Origin of the sequence: Colwellia asteriadis (genome assembly GCF_039523295.1) — a bacterium.
Lineage (GTDB): Bacteria > Pseudomonadota > Gammaproteobacteria > Enterobacterales > Alteromonadaceae > Colwellia > Colwellia asteriadis.
This window is the reverse complement of the sequence record NZ_BAAAFA010000003.1, coordinates 206,905-228,992: the sequence shown is the minus strand read 5'-3', so window position 1 is coordinate 228,992 and position 22,088 is coordinate 206,905. Positions and strand designations below refer to the sequence as shown.

Genomic DNA, 22,088 nt, shown 5'->3' with positions numbered 1-22,088 from the left:
TCATGAAACCAACATTTCAAATATTAGCCTTAATAAGCACCGTCTGGCTTGTTAGCATAAGTGCAAGCTTCCCAAGCTTTGCGGTTTCAGAGCCGAAGGTAGAAGAAACCGAACCTGAAAAAGGTCCCAACCGTGGACGAATGTTGCGTGATGGTGATTTTGCCATTGAACTCTCAATCTTTGAAACAGGCGTCCCTCCTGAATTTCGTGTATGGGCATCAACAGACGGAAAAGCAATTGATCCGTCAAAGGTTGACCTTAATGTAAAGTTGACTCGATTGGGTGATGGCATAGACGATATAAATTTCTACCAAGAAGGCGAATATCTTCGAGGTGACATGGTTATCTATGAACCGCACTCATTTATGGTTTCACTCACTGCAAAATATCAGGGTAAAACCTTCAACTGGCAGTATGACAACTTTGAAGGTCGGACAAAAATTGCTGAAGATGTAGCAAAAGCAATGGAAATCTCGACTGAAATTGTTGGTCCATCAACATTTCATGAAACAGTTCAAGTCTATGGCAAGTTAGTTCTACCTGCTGATGCAACGAGTAATGTTTATGCTCGCTTTGACGGGTTAGTTAAAAAAGTTAATGTAAAGCTAGGAGAGTCAGTTAAGAAAGGTCAATTACTACTCACGGTTGAAAGTAATGAAAGTCTTCAGTCGTACAAAGTATTTTCTGCTCAAAATGGAATTGTTAGTACCGTTAACGTTACCTCAGGCGAACAATCTAAAGGCCGCTCCCTGCTACAAATTACCAATGATGAAACATTAATTGCCCAGTTAGCTGTTTTTCCAAAAGACTTACCAACCGTGCGTCTTGGTGCAAAAACCACGATAACGATTAATGGTGTTGAAGAAAAGCAGGTAAGTACGGTTGAGAGCCGTATTCTAAAAGTCAGAGATGATCAGGCGAAGCTATTTCGTGTAGTCGTTAATAATGCTGATTCTGCGTTGTCAGAAGGAGCATTTGTTAGTGCCGCGATTGAAATTGGTTCATACGATGTACCTATGGCAGTAAAGCGCAGTGGATTACAAAGCTTCCGCGATTTTACTGTTGTATATGCCAAAGTCGGAGATGAATATGAGGTAAGAATGCTTGAGTTAGGTCGAGCTGTAGGTGAAGAAATTGAAGTGCTAAGTGGTATTTCCTTAGGCACTGAATACGTGACTGAAAATAGTTACATCCTCAAATCTGATGTTGAAAAGTCTGGCGCTTCACACGATCATTAAGGATTGATTATGCTCGAATATTTACTTAGATTTTCTATCCGTAGAAACTCAATCATTATGTTAGCCGTGCTTGCGTTAGCAGGTTTGGGTATTTGGAATTTTACCAAGTTACCTATTGATGCTGTACCTGACATAACTAATGTGCAAGTCATGATCAATACGGAAGCTCCAGGCTATACGCCACTTGAAGTTGAGCAACGGGTTACTTATCCGTTGGAGACTGCGTTAGCTGGCATACCTAACTTAGTGAGTACAAGATCAGTCTCACGTTATGGGCTGTCACAAGTGACAGCAATCTTTAGCGATGACACGGATATTTATTTTGCAAGACAGCTTGTAAATGAACGATTAGTTTCAGCTAAATCTGATTTGCCGACTGGTTTAGAGCCTGAACTTGGCCCAATTGCAACCGGGTTAGGTGAGATATTCATGTTTACTGTTGATGCTGAGCCTGAGGCACTTAATGATAAAGGTGAACGAATCACGGCTACGGACCTAAGAACTGTACATGACTGGATTATTCGTCCTCAGTTAATGCAAGTGCAAGGCGTAGTTGAAGTTAACCCTATTGGTGGTTTTAAGCGTGAAATCTTGATCGCTTTTGAGCCTAAAAAATTATTAGCTTTTGGTGTTACTCAACAAGATGTTATCCAAGCAATTGAAAATAATAATGATAATAAAGGTGCTGGTTTTATAGAAAAAAATGGTGCTCAGTGGCTGCTTCGTATTCCAGGGCAAGCAAAAACGATAAGTGATCTATCTACAATCCCTGTTAAAACGACTGACGGTAGCGTGATCCGTATATCTGACGTTGCCAATGTAAAAGAAGGGAAAGAGTTAAGAACAGGTGCAGCGACACAAAACGGTAGAGAAGTGGTGATGAGCACGGTCTTTATGCTCATCGGGGAAAATAGCCAAAAAGTCGCTAAAGCAGTTGGGTTAAGACTTGAAGAAATAAAACGAAGTTTACCGACAGGTATCACTGTTACTGCTGTTTATGATCGAACTAAGTTAGTTGAAAAAACCCTCGATACGGTAAAAACAAATCTGTTCGAAGGCGCATTGCTCGTTATTGTCGTGCTTTTCCTTCTACTCGGTAATATGCGAGCAGCATTACTTACGGCTGCTGTCATTCCTTTTGCCATGTTAATGACTATCACTGGCATGGTACAAACAAGAGTGAGTGCAAACCTAATGAGTTTAGGAGCACTTGATTTTGGCTTGCTCGTTGATGGTGCAATTATTATCGTTGAGAATTGCATGAGACGACTGAGTGCTGCCTCTTCAAATGGGCGTTCAATGGAGTTAAATGAACGTTTATCACTGGTATTTGATGCGACTAGGGAAGTTATTCGTCCAGCACTATTCGGTGTCTTCATAATTACAGCGGTGTATTTACCTATTTTTGCACTTACAGGTGTTGAAGGGAAAATGTTCCATCCTATGGCCATTACTGTCGTGATTGCTTTGTGTTGTGCAATGCTTCTATCTGTCACTTTTGTACCTGCTGCAATCGCTATTTTATTTAAAGGCCCAGTGAAAGAAAAAGAAAATATTATTATGAAATCATCACTTGCGGTGTATCGTCCTACGCTAACTTTTGCGCTTAAAATTCGTTGGTTTGTCGTGATGTTAGCTGTTGCACTTGTTGGTTATGCAGGATTTTCCGTAAATAAATTAGGGAGTGAATTTGTACCTAACTTAGATGAAGGTGATATTGCTATGCATGCCTTACGTATTCCAGGTACATCACTAACACAAGCCGTTGCACTTCAAAAAGTTTTAGAAGAAAAAATTACGCAGATGCCTGAAGTAGAACGTGTATTTGCAAAAATTGGTACAGCAGATGTTGCCACTGATGCTGTTCCTCCAAGTGTTGCTGATAATTTTATTATATTAAAACCACGTAGTGAATGGCCTGATCCTACAAAAGCTAAAGCCCAATTTGTAGAAGAGTTAGCAGCAGTAGTAGAACCCATTCCCGGTAACAGATATGAGTTCCTTCAACCAATACAAATGCGTTTTAATGAGCTACTTGCAGGTGTAAGAGCTGAACTTGCCATTAAAGTATTTGGTGATGACTTTGAAACACTAACGGCATTAGGTAAAAGCATTAACACGGCCATTGCTAACGTTGAAGGAATTGCTGATGTTCAAGTTGAGCAAACAACAGGTTTGCCAATGCTTACGATCAATCCTAATCACGAGCAATTAGCAAAATATGGCGTTAGCATTAAAGCCCTACAAGACCAGCTTGCTACGGCCTTAGGTGGAACAAGCGCTGGTAAGTTTTATGAAGGTGATCGAAGAGCAGATATTGTTGTTCGTCTTCCTGAAAATCTTAGAAGTGATGTTGATGCGTTGGCTCACTTACCCATACAAATACAAGCTGACCAGTATGTACCTTTGCAAGAAGTTGCTGAACTTGAATTAGTAGAAGGGGCAAACCAGGTTAATAGGGAAAATGGTAAACGTAGAGTTGTTGTTACCGCCAATGTTAGGGGAAGAGATTTAGGTTCTTTCGTTAAAGATATTCAAGCTTCAATAGAGAGTTCAGTTGAAGTGCCTTCAGGGTACTGGATTGAATATGGTGGCACTTATCAGAAGCTTCAATCTGCTTCTAAAAGGCTATCAATTGTCGTGCCTATTACACTGATCATGATCATTGGCTTATTATTCTTAGCACTTGGCTCTTTCAAAGATTCAATGATCATCTTTACGGGTGTTCCTTTAGCGTTGACTGGCGGTATTTTCGCTTTATTAATACGGGATATTCCCTTTTCAATTTCGGCAGCCGTTGGCTTTATCGCATTGTCAGGCATAGCAATATTAAATGGTTTAGTTATGGTGTCCTTTATCAGAGAACTTCGACGAGAAGGTGTTGCATTAGATACCGCCATTATTGATGGTGCGCTGACTAGACTTCGACCCGTATTAACTACAGCGCTGGTTGCATCGCTAGGCTTTGTACCAATGGCGCTTAACACAGGAATTGGCTCAGAAGTGCAACGCCCACTTGCTACAGTGGTCATTGGTGGGATTATATCATCAACAATTTTAACGCTATTTGTGCTTCCTGCTTTATATCGTTTATTACATAGCCACAAAGAAATCTTTACTAAAACACCCCACACAAAGGAAACTGTTAATGTTTAATTATTCCCAGCGATACGGCTTAATCAGCCTTATCGCTCTAATTTCCATATTGTTGCCCGTGGGAGCATTTGCTCATGGCGTAGATGAAACAACGCGTGCTTTTTTACAAAGCAATACTGGAGTGCAGATCATTCCATTTTTATATATAGGTGCAAAACATATGGTTACTGGGTATGACCACCTATTGTTCCTCGTCGGTGTGTTGTTCTTTTTATATAAGAGTCGTGATGTCTTGCTCTATGTCAGTATGTTTACCTTAGGGCACAGCCTAACATTACTTTTTGGCGTTATTAATGACATTCAGGTAAATGCTTATTTAATCGATGCCATTATTGGACTTTCTGTTGTCTACAAAGGTTTTGATAACTTAGGCGGCTTTAAGAAAACAATAGGTTTTACGCCTAATCCCAAAACTGCGGTACTGATTTTTGGCTTATTTCATGGTTTTGGTTTAGCTACTAAACTTCAAGAATTTCAATTACCGTCAGACGGATTAATTGCCAATTTAATTGCTTTTAATGTTGGTGTTGAATTGGGGCAGTTCAGTGCATTAGCATTTATTTTATTATTGATAAACTACTGGCGAAAGCACAATAGTTTTAATCGCTTTGCGACCAATACCAACTGCTTATTGATGAGTGCTGGGTTTATGTTGATTGGCTTTCAATTAACAGGCTACTTTATCAGCTAAACGAAATTTTACAGTCAGTTAATTAACGAAAATAAAGAATTAAGAGAAGAGAAAAACATGCAACAAACTAACACTCAAGCAGTAAATACGCAGGAAGTAACATTGACCAATAGTAAATTACTTAAATACACAATATTTAGTTTTGTTTTTGCTGTTATCACATTAATCACAGTGATATTGCCAGCAGAATATAATATTGACCCAACGGGCATGGGTAATAAGCTTGGTTTAACCGTATTTAATAATGCACAAGCAACGACTTCAACTGAGCCATCAACTACCACGAGTAAGGCTACCACTGAAACAATTGAGGTTGTTGTTCCTGCGGGAAGAGGCGTTGAATACAAATTTACGATGGAGCAATATCAAAAGTTGACTTATGAATGGATAACCGATGGCTCTGTTTTGTATTTCGATTTACATGGTGAGCCAAAAGGGGACACCACTGGGTATTTTGAAAGTTATGCCATAGCAACATCAGATGAAATGAAGGGGAGCTTTACCGCACCATTTGAAGGCTCACACGGTTGGTATTGGAAGAACACCTCAGATGCTCCTGTAAAGGTCCAATTAATAGTTAATGGTGAATATGTTGAGCATGGACTCAAATAATCATCTTTTATTATCAGTGTTTATTTAGAAAGTTTAGTGGAGTCATAAATGAAAAATTTAATCGTAATGCTATTTGTCGGTTTAATGTTAAATACAGGAATAGCATTTGCGCATGGTGATCACAAAATGAGCAGTGCAAAAGACGCGATACAAGTAGCCATCAAAGTAACGCAGAAACTCACCTTTAAGGATTTGGGCTACAAGGTTGGTAAGTTAGATGAAAGTTGGAAGGCTCTAACTACGGAAGAATTTAAGCTATATGCAGCTCAGGATAATCGCTACAAAGTCAGTGCATTTAATAAAGACAACAATAAAGTAATTTATTTCTTGATGACGATGAGTGGTGAATTGCTACAGGTTAACTCAGAAGCTAAGTTTTGAATTGTAATATTAAAAACATACATGAGCACAGAGAAATTATTTTCAGAGATTATTATGTTTAGACGTTAAGCTTCAATTTATTGGATTGCTATAAACCTCAAAGTATATTTTAAGTCGCTGACTACACTTGGCAGGCATTGATGGTTATGAATTAGTTCACGTAATGAAAACTATCTGTAAACTTTTGAGAGGGAAATATTTTAGAAGCATCAAATATCTATGATAATCGTAGTCTTATGATCGGATATTAAAGACTTTAATAGAATTAATGTTTTCTTGTAAGTGGCTACCAAGTCATTCACTTTTTTAAAATTAATTTGTTGAAAAATAGAGCTTGTTATGCGAGTATGTAATTAATTGAAATATTTTGTTGGTTAGCTGTGAATTCTAATTTCTCTAAAACATTAATGGTACTGCTAGTCTGTTTGACCTTTGTTGGTCAAGCGGTTGCGTCTACTGTTATGTCTTATCATATGATGAGTATGAAGGGAAATAGTGGGCAGGAGCAAATGCAAAATATGTCAATGATGGACCATAGTGACCATTCAATGATGAGTCATTCATCTGATGATTCAGATGAAGCAGAAGATGACTGTTGTGTGAAAAGTTGTAGTTGTTTTACTGGGGGTTGCTCAAGTATCGCTACACTAATGAAAGACACAGGTGACAGTCTCTTTATTGATTTATCATCAAAAATATTCTCATATTCAAACTTGGCTCAAAGTCAATCATCATCATCTCTATATAGACCTCCAATACTAAGCTAAATACAGAATAATTGTGCCTAAAATTTGGCTCACTTATATGAAAATTATCTGTATTAGGCTTTTTGATCTCTGCGTTTAAGTATTTTTAAGCAAAATCAAGAATAACCTAATCAATTCAAATATTAATTGATATCCCTTTGGGGGGGTTATGTTTTCCAAAAAATTCACGTTAAAGGCTGTTGCAGCCTTTACTTTAGTCATTGCTATTGCAAGTTGTTCAAAAGAAGAAGTTTCAGTGACTTCATCTAAAACACAAAATGCTAAACCTCATCCTATTCTTTTAGAGGTTTATAAGAGTCCTACATGTGGTTGCTGCAAAAAATGGGTTAGCCATATAAATGAGCAAGGGTTCGAATCAAAAGTCCATAATTATCAAAATTTTACAGCGGTTAAAGAAGAGAAAGAAATAGAGCCTCGATACCGTTCTTGTCATACCGCTATATCAAAAGATGGTTATGCATTTGAAGGGCATGTTCCTGCCAAATTTATTCATAAATTTTTAAAAGAAAAACACGCTGACGATGTTATTGGATTATCTGTTCCTGCAATGCCAGCGGGAACTCCCGGTATGGAAGTAGGGGATAAATTTCAACCTTATAAAGTGTTATTACTTAAGAAAGGGGGCGCTTATGAGGTCTATGCCAGCGTTCAATCTTATGAGGAGCAGTTTTAATGAATAAATTAAAAGATATCAGAAGTTTAAGCGTGAAATGCTGTGCAGGTATGTTAGCTCTTACAGTGCTAACTGCAAATTCTGCTGATATTCCTACTATTACTTCTAGTTCAGCCTTAACTTTTGAAAAAGCTATCAAGTCTGCGCAGAAGAATGACCCATGGTTAACGGGAAATATTCATAAGCAAGCTGCTATTGAAGCGATGAGTACAGCCGTAGGTACATTACCAGACCCAAAAGTTTCGCTTGGTTTAGCAAACTTACCTGTTAATGGGTTTGATTTCGGGCAAGAGGGTATGACTCAAGCGAAAGTGGGTATATCTCAAATGTTTCCTCGTGGGGATACATTATTGATTAAGCGAGAACAACTCAAGATTGAAAGTGAATCATTCCCGTATCAACGAAAAGATCGAGAATCCAAAGTAGCTGTTACTGTTGGTAGCCTTTGGTTGAATGCATACAGAGTTCAAGAAAGTATTGCTTTAATTGAAAAAAACAGAGCGCTTTTTGAACAGTTAGCGGATATTGCAGAAGCAAGTTATTCGTCTGCTTTAGGTAAAACAAGACAGCAAGATATCGTAAGAGCGCAATTAGAGCTTACAAGGTTAGAAGATCGGTTAGATGTTTTAGGTCAACAACAAAACCGCTTTGAAGGTATGTTGTCTCAATGGTTAGCAGAATTTTCTATTGAGAATAATTCTCAAAGTGAAACTTATGTAGATGATGATTTTCAGCTCCATAATATTGTTTTGACTAAGCAATTGCCTCAGATTGACTTAGTAAATAGCAATATAGTTCTAAATAATAGCTGGTTACGCCCTAGTGAACTGGCTAAGTATATTGCTAACCACCCTTCACTTGTTGCAGTTGAAAAGAAAATTAAATCAACAAAAACTGGAATCAAATTGGCAAAGCAAAAATACAAACCTGAGTGGGGAGTAAATGCTAGTTATGGTTACCGTGATGATGATCCAATGGGAAATAGTCGAGCGGACTTGTTCTCTGTAGGGGTTACTTTTGACTTGCCGCTTTTTACAGATAATAGACAGGACAAAGAAGTTAAGTCAGCTATTTCAAAAACAGAAGCAATAAAAACTGAAAAACTATTATTGATGAGAAAATTACTCGCATCATACTCCAGTGCCAAAGGGCGCTTACTTCGATTGAAAGATAGACAGAACTTATACAAAGACAAGCTACTGCCTCAAATCCACGACCAAGCTGAAGCTTCGTTAACAGCCTACACCAATGATGATGGTGATTTTGCCGAAGTGGTTCGTTCACGAATCGCTGTATTAAATGCGGAAATAGATGAGTTAACGCTTAATGTAGAAGAGCAGAAGTTATTACTAGAACTTAATTACCTTTTTATAGGCAGCATAGATCCTGTCGTTAGTAACAATAATATGAATTTATCAAATAATAGTGGTTTCACTGTTATTTCGGGAGAAGAAAAATGAACAACAATATTAAGCCAATAGTAATTGGCATGGTTATCGGTGGCTTTTTAACATTTGGGGTTTATAGTTTTATGGCCCCGACAAATAGTGGAGAAGCAAGCTCTGTTGTAACGGCTGAAAAGAAGCCGCTTTATTGGGTAGCTCCAATGGACGCGAACTACAAAAGAGATAAGCCAGGGAAATCACCAATGGGTATGGATTTAGTACCTGTATACGACGATGGTGGTAAAGGACCTGATGAAGGTCCCGGAACCATTCGTATCTCTCCTGATGTTGTAAATAACCTCGGTGTAAGAACGGCAATAGTTAGTTATAAATCATTGCACACCGAAATAAATACAGTTGGCTATGTTACTTATGATGAAGATAAGTTAGTTCATATCCATCCACGAGTACAAGGATGGATTGAAAAGCTATATGTTAAGGCTATTGGAGATCCTGTTAAGAAAGGGCAACCCCTTTATGAAATTTATTCCCCTGAATTAGTTAATGCCCAAGAAGAATTATTATTGGCATTAGATCGTAAAAATAGCCGATTAATTAGTGCTGCTGAAAATCGATTGTCAGCATTACAACTTCCAAAATCATCAATAGTAAAACTTAAGAAAACAAAGAAAGTACAGCAAACAATTACTTTTTATTCTCCACAAAATGGCGTGGTGGAAAATTTAAAAATACGTGAAGGATTTTTTGTTAAGCCTGGCTCTACTTTAATGTCAATTGGTGATTTATCGGAAGTGTGGGTTGAAGCTGAAGTCTTTGAACGCCAAGCGGGTCAAGTCAAAACAGGCACCCCAGTAACCATGACTCTTGATTACTTACCAGGAAAAAAATGGCAAGGACAAGTTGATTATATTTACCCAACACTAGATGCAAAAACTCGTACTGTGAAAGTACGTCTTCGTTTTAAAAATGAAGAAGGCGAATTCAAACCAAATATGTTTGCTCAAATTGCGATTCACACAACAGGTGACGAACAAGCTTTATTGATCCCTAAAGAAGCACTTATTAGAACAGGAAACCAAGATAGAGTTGTTCTCGCCTTAGGTGAGGGGAGTTTTAAATCGGTTGCAGTATCTGTAGGTCGATACGATAGCGAAAGTGTTGAGATACTTGAAGGGGTGCGTGATGGGGAAAAAGTTGTTAGTTCTGCACAGTTCTTATTAGATTCAGAATCGAGTAAATCTTCAGACTTCAAGCGAATGAATAGCGATGTTGATGAAGCGGATGCTTCAATGCCTTCTTCTGTTTGGGTTCAAGCTTCTATAGAGAGCATGATGGCAGATCATAAAATGTTAACTTTAGCTCATGAGGCGATACCTGAATGGGAATGGCCAGAAATGACGATGGATTTCATAGCATCGGACAGTGTCGATTTCTCATTACTTAGTGAAGGAATGAGTTTACATGTTGAAGTGACAAAAGAAGATAATGGTGATTATAAAATTAGCAACATCCATGTTCCTGACGACATGAGTGAAAGTGATACAAGCCAAGTAACTGAAGAAGTGTCAGATGACTCGTCAGCGACAGTTACTGGAACAATTAATTCGTTAATGATTGATCATGGAATGGTTAACATTAGTCGAACTGCTATTGAAAAATGGGGGCGACCTGCGGCTACTTTAGATTTCATTACAGGGCACAATGTTAGCCTTGAAGGACTTTCTGAGGGGATGGAAGTTAAGTTTACTTTTGAAGTGCGTGGTGAACATTTTGTAATTTTTGAAATTGCCCCACTAGGGCAAGGTGATGAACAGGGTGAAACTTCTAGATTAGAAGCACCTGTTGTTGATCATTCAAACCACTAATATAGGAGTTAGATTATTATGATTGCTTCTATAATACGTTGGTCCGTTGGTAATCGATTTTTTGTATTACTCGCTACCTTTTTACTCGTAGGCATTGGTTTATATTCTGTTAATAAAACGCCTATTGATGCACTGCCTGATTTATCTGATGTGCAAGTAATTATTAAAACAAGTTACCCTGGTCAAGCCCCACAAGTTGTTGAAGACCAGGTTACCTATCCGATGACTACTGCAATGCTGTCAGTTCCTGGCGCTGTAACTGTTCGAGGTTATTCTTTTTTTGGTGACTCTTACGTGTATGTCATCTTTGATGAAGATACAGATTTGTATTGGGCGCGTTCGCGAGTACTTGAATATTTAAGTCAAGTAGCCCCTAGCTTACCCAGCAATGCACGACCGCAATTAGGACCTGATGCTACAGGCGTAGGTTGGGTATATTTATACGCCTTAGTTGATAAAACGGGTCAACAAGACTTAAGTCAATTGCGCAGTTTACAAGATTGGTTTTTAAAATATGAATTGCAAACTGTCCCTGGCGTATCAGAAGTTACTGCACTTGGCGGTATGGTTAAGCAATACCAAGTAAGAATTAATCCTGAAAAATTAAGAGCATTTGGGATCCCTCTTTCACATATTCAAATGGCTATTAAGCAAGGTAACCAAGAGATCGGGGCATCTGTTGTTGAAATGGCAGAAGCCGAGTACATGGTTAGAGCAACTGGCTATCTCAAAAGTGTTGAAGATTTAGAGAATATACCTTTAGGAGTAAATGAAAATGGCACACCTCTATTACTAAAAGATGTTGCAGATATTGGGACTGGCCCACAAATGCGTCGAGGTATCGCTGAGCTTAACGGTGTAGGAGAAACTGTTGGTGGTATCGTCGTTATGCGCTTTGGAGAAAATGCTCAGCAAGTCATTAATGGTGTTAAAGAAAAGCTAGAGCAACTGAAGAAAGGTTTACCTGAAGGGGTTGAAATTGTTCCTGTTTATGATCGCTCTGCATTAATTGAAAGGGCTGTTGATAACTTAGCTTATAAGCTATTAGAAGAATTTGGCGTTGTGGCGCTAGTTTGTATCATTTTCTTATTTCATGTCCGCTCGTCACTAGTCGCCATTGTGAGTTTACCTGTAGGGATATTGACGGCATTTATCGTTATGCATATGCAAGGTCTTAATGCGAATATTATGTCGCTAGGAGGGATTGCAATTGCGATTGGTGCCATGATCGACGGTGCTATTGTAATGATTGAAAATATGCACAAGCACATGGAAAAAACACCGTTAACTAATGAAAACCGCTGGAAAATAGTAGTGGAGTCGGCCAGTGAAGTTGGTCCTGCTCTATTCTTTAGCTTGTTAATTATTACGGTGAGTTTTGTTCCTGTTTTTACCTTGGAAGCTCAAGAAGGGCGAATGTTTGCTCCACTTGCCTTTACTAAAACGTATGCAATGGCAGCATCAGCGGCATTAGCGATTACATTAGTCCCTGTACTGATGGGGTATTTTATAAGGGGTAAGGTTTTACCTGAGCATAAAAACCCGGTGAATCGCTTTTTAACCTTTATCTATATGCCTGCTCTAAAAACGGTATTACGTTTTCCAAAGACAACTTTAGTAGCAGCATTGGCAGTTCTTGCTATTGGTATATATCCACTTGACAAGATTGGTAGTGAATTTATCCCTCCACTTGATGAAGGTGACTTAATGTATATGCCTACAACTTATCCTGGTATTTCGATAGGGCAAGCACGTCAACTGTTACAACAAACGGATAAGCTGATTAAAACAGTTCCAGAAGTTAAAACTGTGTTTGGTAAAGTAGGTAGAGCGGAAACTGCTACTGATCCAGCGCCTTTAACAATGATTGAAACTTTTATTCAATTAAAGCCTCGTTCAGAGTGGCGAGAAGGTGTTACTACTGAGAGTTTGAAAAAAGAGCTAGATGGTTTAGTTAAGCTCCCTGGGGTAACTAATGCGTGGGTGATGCCAATAAAAACACGTATTGATATGTTAGCTACGGGTATTAAGACACCTGTTGGTATTAAAGTCGCAGGACCTGACTTATCGGTAATTCAGGACATCGGTAAACAATTAGAAGTTATTTTGAAAGATGTACCTGGAACAGCATCAGTATATTCAGAGCGTGTAGCTGGTGGGCGTTACGTTAAAGTTGATATACAACGCGCTAAAGCAGCTCGTTATGGTTTAAATATTAGCGAAATTCAGCAGGTTGTTGCTACGGCCATTGGTGGTATGAATGTCACCAAAACTGTTGAAGGCTTAGAGCGCTATCCAGTGAGTTTACGTTACCCACAAGACTATCGTGATTCGCCTGAAACATTATCTTTGCTACCAATAGTGACACCAAATGGGCAAAGGATCTCATTAGGCGATGTTGCGAATGTGCTCGTTGAAGACGGCCCTCCGGGAATAAAGTCAGAAAATGCAAGATTAAATGGTTGGGCATTTGTCGATATTGAAGGTGTGGATGTTGGTAGTTACGTTGTTGATGCACAAAAGGTTGTTGAAGATAAGCTAAAACTTCCTGCTGGCTACTCAATTGCGTGGGCTGGTCAATATGAGTATATGCAACGTGCCAAAGCTAAATTGACTTATGTAGTGCCGTTAACCTTGTTCATTATTATTATTCTACTTTATCTGAACTTCAGAAATGTTATTGAAGTGGCAATGATCATGGGAACTCTACCTTTGGCTATGGTGGGTAGTATTTGGTTGATGTATATCCAAGGCTACAACTTCTCTGTCGCTGTAGGTGTTGGTTTTATCGCGCTAGCGGGGGTTGCTGTTGAGATAGGTGTGATTATGTTGGTTTATTTGAATCAGGCTTATCACGAAATGATTAATGATCATCAGTCAAAGGATATTTCAACAACGAAGGCTGATGTGCTTCAAGCGGTGTTACATGGTGCAGGCTTACGTGTACGTCCTGTCATGATGACCGCAGCAGCTATAATCGTTGGCTTATTGCCAATATTATATGGCACAGGTACTGGTTCTGAAGTGATGAGTCGTATTGCAGCACCTATGGTTGGTGGAATGCTAAGTGCGGTGATTTTAACTTTACTTGTTCTACCTGCATTATTTTATTTGTGGCGTTCGTCATCGATTAAAAATGTTTCGAGCAAGGCATAGATCATGAAAACGTTGAAGGTTAGCCGGAAACTTCATCGGTGGTTGATGTTGTTTTTAGGCTTGCAGTTTTTGATTTGGTCGATATCAGGTGCCTATATGGTTATTTTTGATATTGACTATATTCATGGTGATAGTTTGGTGGTTAATCACCAAACTAAAGTTAATGTGGATGAAATTACTTACCCATTATCTGCATTAGCTAAGCAATATCCTGACGCAAAAAACATTGCCGTAGAAGTTTTTATAGACCAAGCCGTTTATCGTTTTACAGAGCATGACGAAAAATATGTTGTAAATGCTAGTAATGGGGAGAAGATTTCTCCCTTAAACAAAGTCGTAGCTATTAGCGCTGCAAAACACTATTACAGTGGTGATGGTGCGGTCCTTGAGTCTGAATTGATTACAGAAAATCCACCGTTTGAATTAAGCCGTCGAGCATTACCTGCTTGGCGGGTTAACTTTGATGATTTTGGCAGTCCGTCGATATATGTTTCAGCTCAAACAGGAAAGCTTGTCAGTAAGCGACATGAATTTTGGCGAATCTTTGATTTGATGTTTAGTTTGCATGTCATGGATTACGAAGAAGAAGATCCAAGTAATAAACTACTTTTTTGGTTCATACTTTTTTCTATTTTTGCGGCAATTACTGGTGGTGTATTGAGTTACTTTGTTATTTTCAAAAACAGAGCAAAAAATACATTAGATAAAAGTATGGGAGTAGCTAGATAATGTTATTCCTTAAAAAGTTACATAAGTGGCTATCCTTGTTGGTTGGCCTACAACTACTAGTATGGTTAGGAACAGGCTTATATTTTAATTTGATGGATCATCAAAAGGTTTCAGGAAATCAATATAAACAAACTCCCGTTGTTGCCCAAGTTGATATTAATAGGTTAGTTGAACCACAGCTTGTCTTATCTCAATCAAAACAAGTCGTATCGTTAAAACAAATATCACTATTAGAGCACCCTTACTATTTGTTAACTCATAATAAAGGTTTATATAGCCATTTTGACAATGACTACTCTTTGGTTGATGCGTACACCGCTGAGCCAGTCGTTATTGATGAAACTATGGTTAGAAAACTGGCCCAATCTTCCTACAATGGTAAAGGTGTGATTAAAAATGCAGTTAAATTATCACCTCCATATGAAGATATACCTCGTGAGCAAAATGAAGTGTGGCAAGTTAACTATGCTGATTATATTCAAACTAGCGTTTATATTGATGCTGGTTCTGGTCGAATAATTAAACATAGTAATGATGATAAACGGTTTGTTGATATTTTCTTTATGCTTCACTTTATGGATTATGGCACTGAAGGAAGCTTCAATAATGTTCAAATCATTTTATTTTCTCTTTTCACGCTTTTCTTTTCCTTAACTGGCTTTATTTGGACTATTGAGCTGCTCTTTAATGGTCAATACAAAGTTCGCTTTGGCAACAAAAGTCGAACTTTGGCGCTATTTGATAAAGATCTGGAGCCTATCGGGGAATTCGATTTAACTACTAATACCAACTTACTTGACGGTTTAATTGATCATGATATTGCTTTGTCATCAACCTGTGGCGGTGGCGGGACTTGTGGCCAATGTAAAGTACGTCTTGATAGCAGTGTTAAAGTCACTTCAGCAGAGCATGTACTTTTAACAAAGGAACAATTGCAACAAGGTTACAGATTGGCTTGTCAACATGATGCAACAGAAACTAAGAGGTTAACATTAATTGACGTTACTAAAGCCAAAAAATACCTTCTTGAATTAACGCATAGTGAGTTTATTAGTCCCTATATCAAAGAGTTACGTTTTACAGTGCTTGGTGGTGAGAAATTAAAATTCAAAGCAGGTGCTCATCTTCGTTTCTATATACCACCAGCTAAAGGAATATCTATACCAGCGCGTCTTCCTGACGCTTTCAAATACTATTGGCGTGATATTGAGTATTTAGAGTATGAGCATCAAGCTTGTAGTCGAAGCTATTCTCTAGCTAATGGTGATGGGCAGATTGAAGCTGGTACTAACGAGTTAAAGTTTACCGTCAAAATTCAAAATGCTCCAAATAAAAGTATATATCCCGGTGTAGGTTCTAGCTACATATGCAATTTGGGGCTAGGGCAAACAATAGAAGCGGCTGGTCCATTTGAAGATTTTCACGCTAAACCTTCAAGTAATAAAACAATGATGCTTATCGGAGCAGGCTCTGGAATGGCACCATTGAAATCATTGATTGAAGAGCAATTGTGCTTCCACCAAAAAGAAAGAAAGGAAACTAGAGGTATATATTTTTTCTATGGTGCTAGAACTGAGGAAGACTTGTTATATAAAGATGAGCTTTACAGGCTTTCTAGAAAATATCCAAACTTTTATTACTACCCTGTTTTGTCTAGGCCGCATAAGAACTGGTCAGGAGCAAAGGGGTATGTTCAAGATTTACTCACATCAAATATTAACAAAATTTGTCAAATTGATGGTGTTGAATTTTATCTATGCGGCCCACCGAATATGATGTCGGCAACGATAAATCTTTTGAAAACTAAGAATGTTGATGCAACTAATATTGCATTCGATGAATTTATATAAATTAACCTTAATCACTAACGTAGGAGAAAACCATGAAAACTAACTTTATTAAAACTGTAGGCAAAATCGCTTTGATATTAGTACCAGCAATTACTTTATCAATGAATGCATCCGCTCATGATCCGAAAATGCATGCAAAAAAAGCAGAAAAAGCTGATTGTAGCAAAATGGATCATAGCAAGATGGATATGAAAGACCCTGTTGCAGTTGCAATGATGAAAAAGTGTATGAAGCAATCAAAATCTTCAATGGAGAAAATGGATCACAGCAAAATGAAAGAAATGGATCACAGTAAAATGAAAGGAATGGATCACAGTAAAATGGAAAAAAAGGAAAATAAAAAAGCTAATAATGATGATCACCAGAACCATTAATTAAATATTAAAAGTCACTTAATTGAAGCTCGTATTAAGTGACTTTTAAAGTAAGGAATTGTTATGAAAGCTCTTAAAATTCTATTGATATTATTGCTATTGGGAGGAGCTAGTGCAGCCACTGTCATGTATTCAGGGATAGTGAATGTAGCCGCAGATGAACCTCACAGTGATATTGTTTATTGGCTTCTTGAAGAAACTAGGGAGGCATCCATAAAGAAATCGGCTCAACATATCAAAGTACCTGATTTGGAAAGTCCTGAGTTGTTGTTAATGGGAGGAGCAGATTATGAATATATGTGCTCAAGCTGTCATCTAAAACCTGGATTAGAAGAAAGTGATATGAGCATTGGGCTGTATCCTCAACCACCTAATTTAAGTATTTCGCATGAAACTCATCAACACGGTACTGATGAAGAGCTTGCAAGGCAGAATTTTTGGGTGATTAAACACGGCATAAAAGCTTCAGGGATGCCAGCTTGGGGTAAAACTCACAGTGATGAAAGAATATGGGCCATGGTTGCTTTTATTAAGCGATTACCGACTTTAACGCCTGAGCAATATCAAGTACTAACAGCCATAGATTAATGAGGAAAGACAGAAACAAAATGAAAAAAATTTCAATAATGCTAACCACAGTTTCGTTAATGTTCTTAACCATGAGTAATGTTGTAACCGCTCATAAAAGCGAAGGAAATAGTGCGAATAAACGTGATGAATTGCCTGTGCTAACAAGTAGTGCAGGTAAGGTTGTTATGCAATTTCATCAAGCTATACAGGCCAACGATAAGAGTAAAGCACGCGGATTTTTAGCTGATAATGTCATCATTTATGAAGGAGGTAGAGTTGAACGCTCAGCCGATGATTATGCAAACCACCACATGCTGGCTGACATGAAATATTTGGCTCAACTTGAAGTAAAAATACTTGAACATGAAGTAAGAGAGGTAGGACAGACAGCTTTTTCTATGTCTAGAACAAAGTTGACTGGAGAGTTTAAAGGAAAAGAAGTGAACAGTGAAGGCATGGAAAGTATGGTGCTTTTGAAAAAAGATGGGAAATGGAAAATAGCTCATATCCATTGGTCCCATTAATTTAAACTTAATAATTCAGAGGTTAAAAATGAGAAAATTTATTGCAACTTTTATTGCACTTATCATCAGTATATCGGCTGTGGCTCATGATGATAGAGATCATAGTAATAAAGACAAAAAGGCGATTGTTGATGTGATTAAAAGCATCAAGTATGGCTGGGAAAATGGTGATGGATTGCCGTTTCGACGTAACTTTTTAGATTTTGAGGGGGCACGTTATATCGAAGGAGGAGGACAAAATGCAGGGTTAGATTCGCTAGTAGAGCATCACGTAGAGCCTGAAAAGGATGCTTTGGAATACTTAAAATTGAGTTTTAGTGAAATAGAAGTTCACTTTGAGGGCGATGATAAATCTTTTGCGTGGGCAATTGCTGACACACGTATAAAGGGCAAAGTGAATAAAAGTGGCAAAACATTCGACAAAAAAGGATTTCAAACATTCTTATTTCGCAAAATAAATGGTAACTGGAAGGTTGTGCATACCCACTCGTCTAGTAGAGATAATAAGTGATAATTGTTTAAAACTACACGGCATGATGACTGGTTTGTTTAAGCCTTCAAATGAATGGAATAGGACTTTTAAGTGAAAAAAATAGAGAAGAAAAAGTACTCAGGTTTTTACGAGTTTAACGTCACTTTAGGTCCTATTGATAATTATCACACCGTTTTTTTTGAGTTGAGGTTCGGATTATGAGAATAGTTTACTTTGGCAATAATATGTTTTCTTCGTGCTTAAAATATTTAATTAAGGACGGCTTTGAAATTGAAAGAGTTTACATTAACTCGCCCGATTTTACGTCTTCGGCTATATCAAAATTGTGCGAAACACATCAAATTCCCTTATTCAAAAATAAGCCTATGAGTGAAGAGCTTGAACATTTGATTTCTATGGGTGTAGAAATGTTCATAGTAGCTGAGTATCTGCATATATTACCTGAAACAGGTGTTAAGTATGCGATTAACATACACCCATCAAGGTTGCCAAAAGGCAGGGGGCCAACTCCATTACCGTACTTATTAAAGTATCCAGAACATTCAGGTGTATCAATTCATAAGTTAACGAATGTGGTAGATGGTGGAGACGTGATTCTTCAGTCTGATGTCCCCATTCAAACAAATGAATCCATCACAACTGTAATGGTCAAAATGCATATTGAAGCTGTCAATTTGATAAAGACCTTTCTTTCGGATGTCGAATGTCATTATAAAAATGCTAAGCCTCAAACTGATTATTCATATTTTCCACGAATAGATATAGGAGAGCGGTTACTAGATTGGAAGCAACCAACATTAGACATTAACAGCAAGCTTCGCAGTTTTGGTTTTTTGGGTTTAATTCTTAAATTAAATAACCTCTTTTGGAATGCCAAACATATAGAAGCCGTGGAGTGCGTTCATCTTTATGAAGCAGGAGAGGTTATATATGAAGATGAATTTTTACTAGTTGTTAGTTCATATGACGGAATTGTTTGCGTCCACAAATATTCATTATCTTTGGTTGCATGATGCTATTGGAACTGGATGATGCAGCATGATTATTAAAATGAAACCGTTAAAGAAAGTTGCACTTACCGTTGTGGTGTTCTGGACAATTATTGTTACAACGCTAACTGTAAACTTAATCATATCATCAAAAAAAAGTGCGGTTAAAAATGCTAAAGATGATGCTTTTTCTGCAATTGAACACATTGATGCGACGATAAAACTATTAATAAGTGACTACCAAATTAACGATATGAGCTTATCAAGACAATTTGATTTAAAAGGACTTGAATCTAATAGTGGCGTCGTATCTATTGAACTTGGTATAGAGAAACCAAAAGTTTCTCTAGTCTTTGTACAAGAAAATTCAAATGTTAGTAACCAAAATACTTTTTTAGATGAATGGCAAAAAAAACTACTCGGTGTCTTAATCGATAGAAACGAGACAACTTATTTTATTGATGAGAAAGGTCAAAGCTCATTTTTAAGAGCTGTAGAGCCAAGAGCTGTAGATCAAGACTGTCAAATTTGCAGTCTAGTAGGACTTGAGAAAAAGGGTGGTTACTTTGGAGGTGTTTTTGTTTCGGTGAATATGAATCAATATCTTTCAGAAGCGTATTTACACGCATGGACTATGATTCGAAACATAGGAATAATTTGGGTATTAGGTATAGCTGCAATCATTTACGGCTATAAAAAAACCAGTAGTGCAGTAAGTAAAAAACTAAGAAGTTATGAAGAAAGTGTTTTTAATTTAGTCGATATAATAGAGAAACGAGATAGCTATACCGCTGGTCACACCCGAAGAGTTGCAAAATATGCGATGTTACTTGCTGAAGAGCTAAATGTTTCGAGTATTAAAAAAGAGCTACTTTACAGAGCATCGATGCTACATGACATAGGTAAAATATCTACGCCAGACTCTATTTTATTAAAGCCGGGTAAGTTGAGTGATTTAGAATATAAAATTATTAAAAACCATGTAACAACCAGTTATGAAATTCTCTCTAAAGTATCTATCTATAAAGATTTAGCAGAAATAGTTCGACATCATCATGAATATTATGATGGTTCTGGCTATCCCCAAGGTTTAAAAGGAGGTGAGATTCCCTTCTTATCTCAAATTCTCACGGTTGCTGATGGCTTTGATGCCATGACCACAGATAGAATTTATAAAGGTAGAAAATCTGTACAAGAAGCAATTCAAGAAATTTCTAAACTAAGTGGGCAGCAATTTAACCCTGTAATTGTTCAGTCTGCGATTAATGTCTTATCTAAGGTTAATACCGATCGCAAGATATCTCAGCTACCAGAGTCGGATTTACAGCATGAACGTTTCTCATATTTCTATAAAGATAATGTGACACATGCATACAATCAAAGGTACTTAGAGCTTTTATTGTCAAAACAAAAACAAGAATTAAAAAAATATCGGTATGCACTGCTAATTAGAGTACATAATTTTTCTAAATATAACTCAGAACATAGCTGGAATAAGGGTGATGAGAAGCTTATAGAAATTGTAAATTCTCTTCAAAAATTTGAAGAAAACCACCTTGTATTTAGGCTATTTGGAGATGACTTTATTCTGTTGCTCAAAAGGAAAATTGATTCTTCTGAAAGGGAAGAGTTATTGAGGAAAGAAGTAAAGGGAACATGCTTATATTATTCAACACGTTATATAGATTTACCAGAAAATAAATTGATAAATATGGAAGAGCTGGAAAAAATTATGCACATGCCTGAATAGATTATTTTTCTTCAAAATCATTTAAATAAAAAAGTTATGAATCTAGCACTAATGGAGTACAAAAATGAAATTTACTAAATATAAAATATATAATTACATTGGAATTATTTTTATTCCCTTGTTGCCTTCATGCATAAGTGCAGCAGAGCCAACTGTAGAAAATCAATCAAAGAGTTATCAAGATAAAAACTTTACCAGCATTCAAAAGTCACTACAGCAAATGGATAAAAATTTACAAACTTTGCCTAGCAGAGAAAACGTTAAATTAAGTACTTCAAATGCTATTGAAACAATCGGAGATAATCAGGGTGATACCGCTAGTAGCCTTAACCAAAAAATGGGGCGAAATAAAATGGGTATGATGACCAAGAAAAAAAACTGTATGGGCAGAATGTGTAAAATGATGATGAAAAACAAATCAATGATGGGGACCAAACCTTTACCAGAAAAACAAGGCTCGTTATCTACCAAGACTGATGTTTTACCTGGCTATCAAGATGCAGCACACCTATATCACCTTGGTGAAACCGACTTTTTTTTAGATTATGTATCTGAACTTGAACTGACTTCAGGGCAGGTTGAACACTTGTTTAACATAAAGCAGCAATGGGGAATTACCCAACGAGAAAAAGTTACTCTGCGTGAACAACTCGAAAAGCGTTTGTGGAAAGAGACCGCTTCAGGAATGCCTAATTTAAATGAGGTTAGAGATACTCTTTCAGAAATAGAATCTGTCAATTCAGCACTACGATTATCATTTATCGAGATGGTAGGTCAATCTGTAGACGTTTTATTGCCGCAACAAGTGGAACTTATTAAAAAAATAAATATATCAAAAGAATTTGATAGTAAGGGATAGGTCTA

General features: G+C 37.4%; 19 protein-coding genes. All 19 read left to right on the top strand.

Going from position 1 to position 22,088, the window contains the following annotated elements; genetic code table 11:
- Positions 1-2: 2 nt before the first annotated feature.
- The 19 genes from ABD005_RS05825 to ABD005_RS05735 all read left to right on the top strand — a co-directional run bounded on the left by ABD005_RS05825 (position 3) and on the right by ABD005_RS05735 (position 22,083).
- A complete protein-coding gene (locus ABD005_RS05825) occupies positions 3-1,238 on the top strand; it encodes an efflux RND transporter periplasmic adaptor subunit (RefSeq protein WP_343816097.1) in 1,236 nt (411 codons plus the stop codon).
- Between the two features lie 9 nt (positions 1,239-1,247).
- Positions 1,248-4,394, top strand: a complete 3,147-nt coding sequence (locus tag ABD005_RS05820; RefSeq protein ID WP_343816094.1) for an efflux RND transporter permease subunit — start codon at positions 1,248-1,250, stop codon at positions 4,392-4,394.
- Positions 4,387-5,085 (top strand): HupE/UreJ family protein, encoded by a 699-nt coding sequence (locus ABD005_RS05815; protein WP_008128610.1) that lies wholly within the window; start codon positions 4,387-4,389, stop codon positions 5,083-5,085. Before ABD005_RS05820 ends, ABD005_RS05815 begins: the two co-directional genes overlap by 8 nt.
- 57 nt (positions 5,086-5,142) lie before the next feature.
- Complete coding sequence (locus ABD005_RS05810; protein WP_008109960.1) at positions 5,143-5,697, top strand: hypothetical protein; 555 nt, start codon at positions 5,143-5,145, stop codon at positions 5,695-5,697.
- A 48-nt stretch (positions 5,698-5,745) separates the two neighbouring features.
- Positions 5,746-6,078, top strand: coding sequence for a DUF6488 family protein (locus tag ABD005_RS05805; RefSeq protein ID WP_343816089.1), 333 nt, complete (start codon positions 5,746-5,748; stop codon positions 6,076-6,078).
- Between the two features lie 380 nt (positions 6,079-6,458).
- On the top strand, positions 6,459-6,845 hold the full coding sequence (locus tag ABD005_RS05800; RefSeq protein WP_239104490.1) for a CopL family metal-binding regulatory protein: 387 nt from the start codon (positions 6,459-6,461) through the stop codon (positions 6,843-6,845).
- Positions 6,846-6,993: 148 nt separating this feature from the next.
- On the top strand, positions 6,994-7,518 hold the full coding sequence (locus ABD005_RS05795) for a DUF411 domain-containing protein (RefSeq protein WP_343816083.1): 525 nt from the start codon (positions 6,994-6,996) through the stop codon (positions 7,516-7,518).
- Positions 7,518-8,978: a TolC family protein gene (locus ABD005_RS05790; RefSeq protein ID WP_343816081.1), complete on the top strand. Its 1,461-nt coding sequence runs from the start codon at positions 7,518-7,520 to the stop codon at positions 8,976-8,978. Before ABD005_RS05795 ends, ABD005_RS05790 begins: the two co-directional genes overlap by 1 nt.
- Positions 8,975-10,789 carry an efflux RND transporter periplasmic adaptor subunit gene (locus tag ABD005_RS05785; RefSeq protein WP_343816079.1) on the top strand — a complete coding sequence of 605 codons (1,815 nt, stop codon included), beginning with the start codon at positions 8,975-8,977 and terminating at the stop codon, positions 10,787-10,789. Before ABD005_RS05790 ends, ABD005_RS05785 begins: the two co-directional genes overlap by 4 nt.
- A gap of 18 nt (positions 10,790-10,807) precedes the next feature.
- Positions 10,808-13,945 carry an efflux RND transporter permease subunit gene (locus ABD005_RS05780; protein WP_343816076.1) on the top strand — a complete coding sequence of 1,046 codons (3,138 nt, stop codon included), beginning with the start codon at positions 10,808-10,810 and terminating at the stop codon, positions 13,943-13,945.
- A 96-nt stretch (positions 13,946-14,041) separates the two neighbouring features.
- On the top strand, positions 14,042-14,674 hold the full coding sequence (locus ABD005_RS05775) for a PepSY domain-containing protein (protein WP_343816382.1): 633 nt from the start codon (positions 14,042-14,044) through the stop codon (positions 14,672-14,674).
- On the top strand, positions 14,674-16,524 hold the full coding sequence (locus ABD005_RS05770) for a 2Fe-2S iron-sulfur cluster-binding protein (protein WP_343816073.1): 1,851 nt from the start codon (positions 14,674-14,676) through the stop codon (positions 16,522-16,524). Before ABD005_RS05775 ends, ABD005_RS05770 begins: the two co-directional genes overlap by 1 nt.
- Positions 16,525-16,556: 32 nt before the next feature.
- Positions 16,557-16,898 (top strand): hypothetical protein, encoded by a 342-nt coding sequence (locus tag ABD005_RS05765; RefSeq protein WP_343816070.1) that lies wholly within the window; start codon positions 16,557-16,559, stop codon positions 16,896-16,898.
- A 63-nt stretch (positions 16,899-16,961) separates the two neighbouring features.
- On the top strand, positions 16,962-17,486 hold the full coding sequence (locus ABD005_RS05760) for a c-type cytochrome (RefSeq protein WP_154904274.1): 525 nt from the start codon (positions 16,962-16,964) through the stop codon (positions 17,484-17,486).
- 20 nt (positions 17,487-17,506) lie between these two features.
- Positions 17,507-17,992, top strand: coding sequence for a YybH family protein (locus tag ABD005_RS05755; protein WP_343816063.1), 486 nt, complete (start codon positions 17,507-17,509; stop codon positions 17,990-17,992).
- Positions 17,993-18,020: 28 nt separating this feature from the next.
- Positions 18,021-18,503, top strand: a complete 483-nt coding sequence (locus ABD005_RS05750) for a YybH family protein (RefSeq protein WP_008113896.1) — start codon at positions 18,021-18,023, stop codon at positions 18,501-18,503.
- Positions 18,504-18,682: 179 nt separating this feature from the next.
- A complete protein-coding gene (locus tag ABD005_RS05745; RefSeq protein WP_343816058.1) occupies positions 18,683-19,498 on the top strand; it encodes a methionyl-tRNA formyltransferase in 816 nt (271 codons plus the stop codon).
- A gap of 25 nt (positions 19,499-19,523) precedes the next feature.
- Positions 19,524-21,224, top strand: a complete 1,701-nt coding sequence (locus tag ABD005_RS05740; protein ID WP_343816055.1) for an HD domain-containing phosphohydrolase — start codon at positions 19,524-19,526, stop codon at positions 21,222-21,224.
- A gap of 64 nt (positions 21,225-21,288) precedes the next feature.
- A complete protein-coding gene (locus ABD005_RS05735; protein WP_343816052.1) occupies positions 21,289-22,083 on the top strand; it encodes a hypothetical protein in 795 nt (264 codons plus the stop codon).
- The last annotated feature ends 5 nt before the right edge of the window (positions 22,084-22,088 follow it).

Excerpts from the sequence above, each read along its gene's own strand:
- ABD005_RS05815 (WP_008128610.1), top strand. The coding sequence starts at position 4,387 with ATGTTTAATTATTCCCAGCGATACGGCTTAATCAGCCTTATCGCTCTA.
- ABD005_RS05775 (WP_343816382.1), top strand. The coding sequence starts at position 14,042 with ATGGTTATTTTTGATATTGACTATATTCATGGTGATAGTTTGGTGGTT.
- ABD005_RS05820 (WP_343816094.1), top strand. The coding sequence starts at position 1,248 with ATGCTCGAATATTTACTTAGATTTTCTATCCGTAGAAACTCAATCATT.
- ABD005_RS05745 (WP_343816058.1), top strand. The coding sequence starts at position 18,683 with ATGAGAATAGTTTACTTTGGCAATAATATGTTTTCTTCGTGCTTAAAA.
- ABD005_RS05760 (WP_154904274.1), top strand. The coding sequence starts at position 16,962 with ATGAAAGCTCTTAAAATTCTATTGATATTATTGCTATTGGGAGGAGCT.
- ABD005_RS05765 (WP_343816070.1), top strand. The coding sequence starts at position 16,557 with ATGAAAACTAACTTTATTAAAACTGTAGGCAAAATCGCTTTGATATTA.
- ABD005_RS05780 (WP_343816076.1), top strand. The coding sequence starts at position 10,808 with ATGATTGCTTCTATAATACGTTGGTCCGTTGGTAATCGATTTTTTGTA.
- ABD005_RS05795 (WP_343816083.1), top strand. The coding sequence starts at position 6,994 with ATGTTTTCCAAAAAATTCACGTTAAAGGCTGTTGCAGCCTTTACTTTA.
- ABD005_RS05750 (WP_008113896.1), top strand. The coding sequence starts at position 18,021 with ATGAGAAAATTTATTGCAACTTTTATTGCACTTATCATCAGTATATCG.
- ABD005_RS05790 (WP_343816081.1), top strand. The coding sequence starts at position 7,518 with ATGAATAAATTAAAAGATATCAGAAGTTTAAGCGTGAAATGCTGTGCA.
- ABD005_RS05770 (WP_343816073.1), top strand. The coding sequence starts at position 14,674 with ATGTTATTCCTTAAAAAGTTACATAAGTGGCTATCCTTGTTGGTTGGC.
- ABD005_RS05755 (WP_343816063.1), top strand. The coding sequence starts at position 17,507 with ATGAAAAAAATTTCAATAATGCTAACCACAGTTTCGTTAATGTTCTTA.
- ABD005_RS05805 (WP_343816089.1), top strand. The coding sequence starts at position 5,746 with ATGAAAAATTTAATCGTAATGCTATTTGTCGGTTTAATGTTAAATACA.
- ABD005_RS05785 (WP_343816079.1), top strand. The coding sequence starts at position 8,975 with ATGAACAACAATATTAAGCCAATAGTAATTGGCATGGTTATCGGTGGC.
- ABD005_RS05825 (WP_343816097.1), top strand. The coding sequence starts at position 3 with ATGAAACCAACATTTCAAATATTAGCCTTAATAAGCACCGTCTGGCTT.
- ABD005_RS05740 (WP_343816055.1), top strand. The coding sequence starts at position 19,524 with ATGATTATTAAAATGAAACCGTTAAAGAAAGTTGCACTTACCGTTGTG.
- ABD005_RS05735 (WP_343816052.1), top strand. The coding sequence starts at position 21,289 with ATGAAATTTACTAAATATAAAATATATAATTACATTGGAATTATTTTT.
- ABD005_RS05810 (WP_008109960.1), top strand. The coding sequence starts at position 5,143 with ATGCAACAAACTAACACTCAAGCAGTAAATACGCAGGAAGTAACATTG.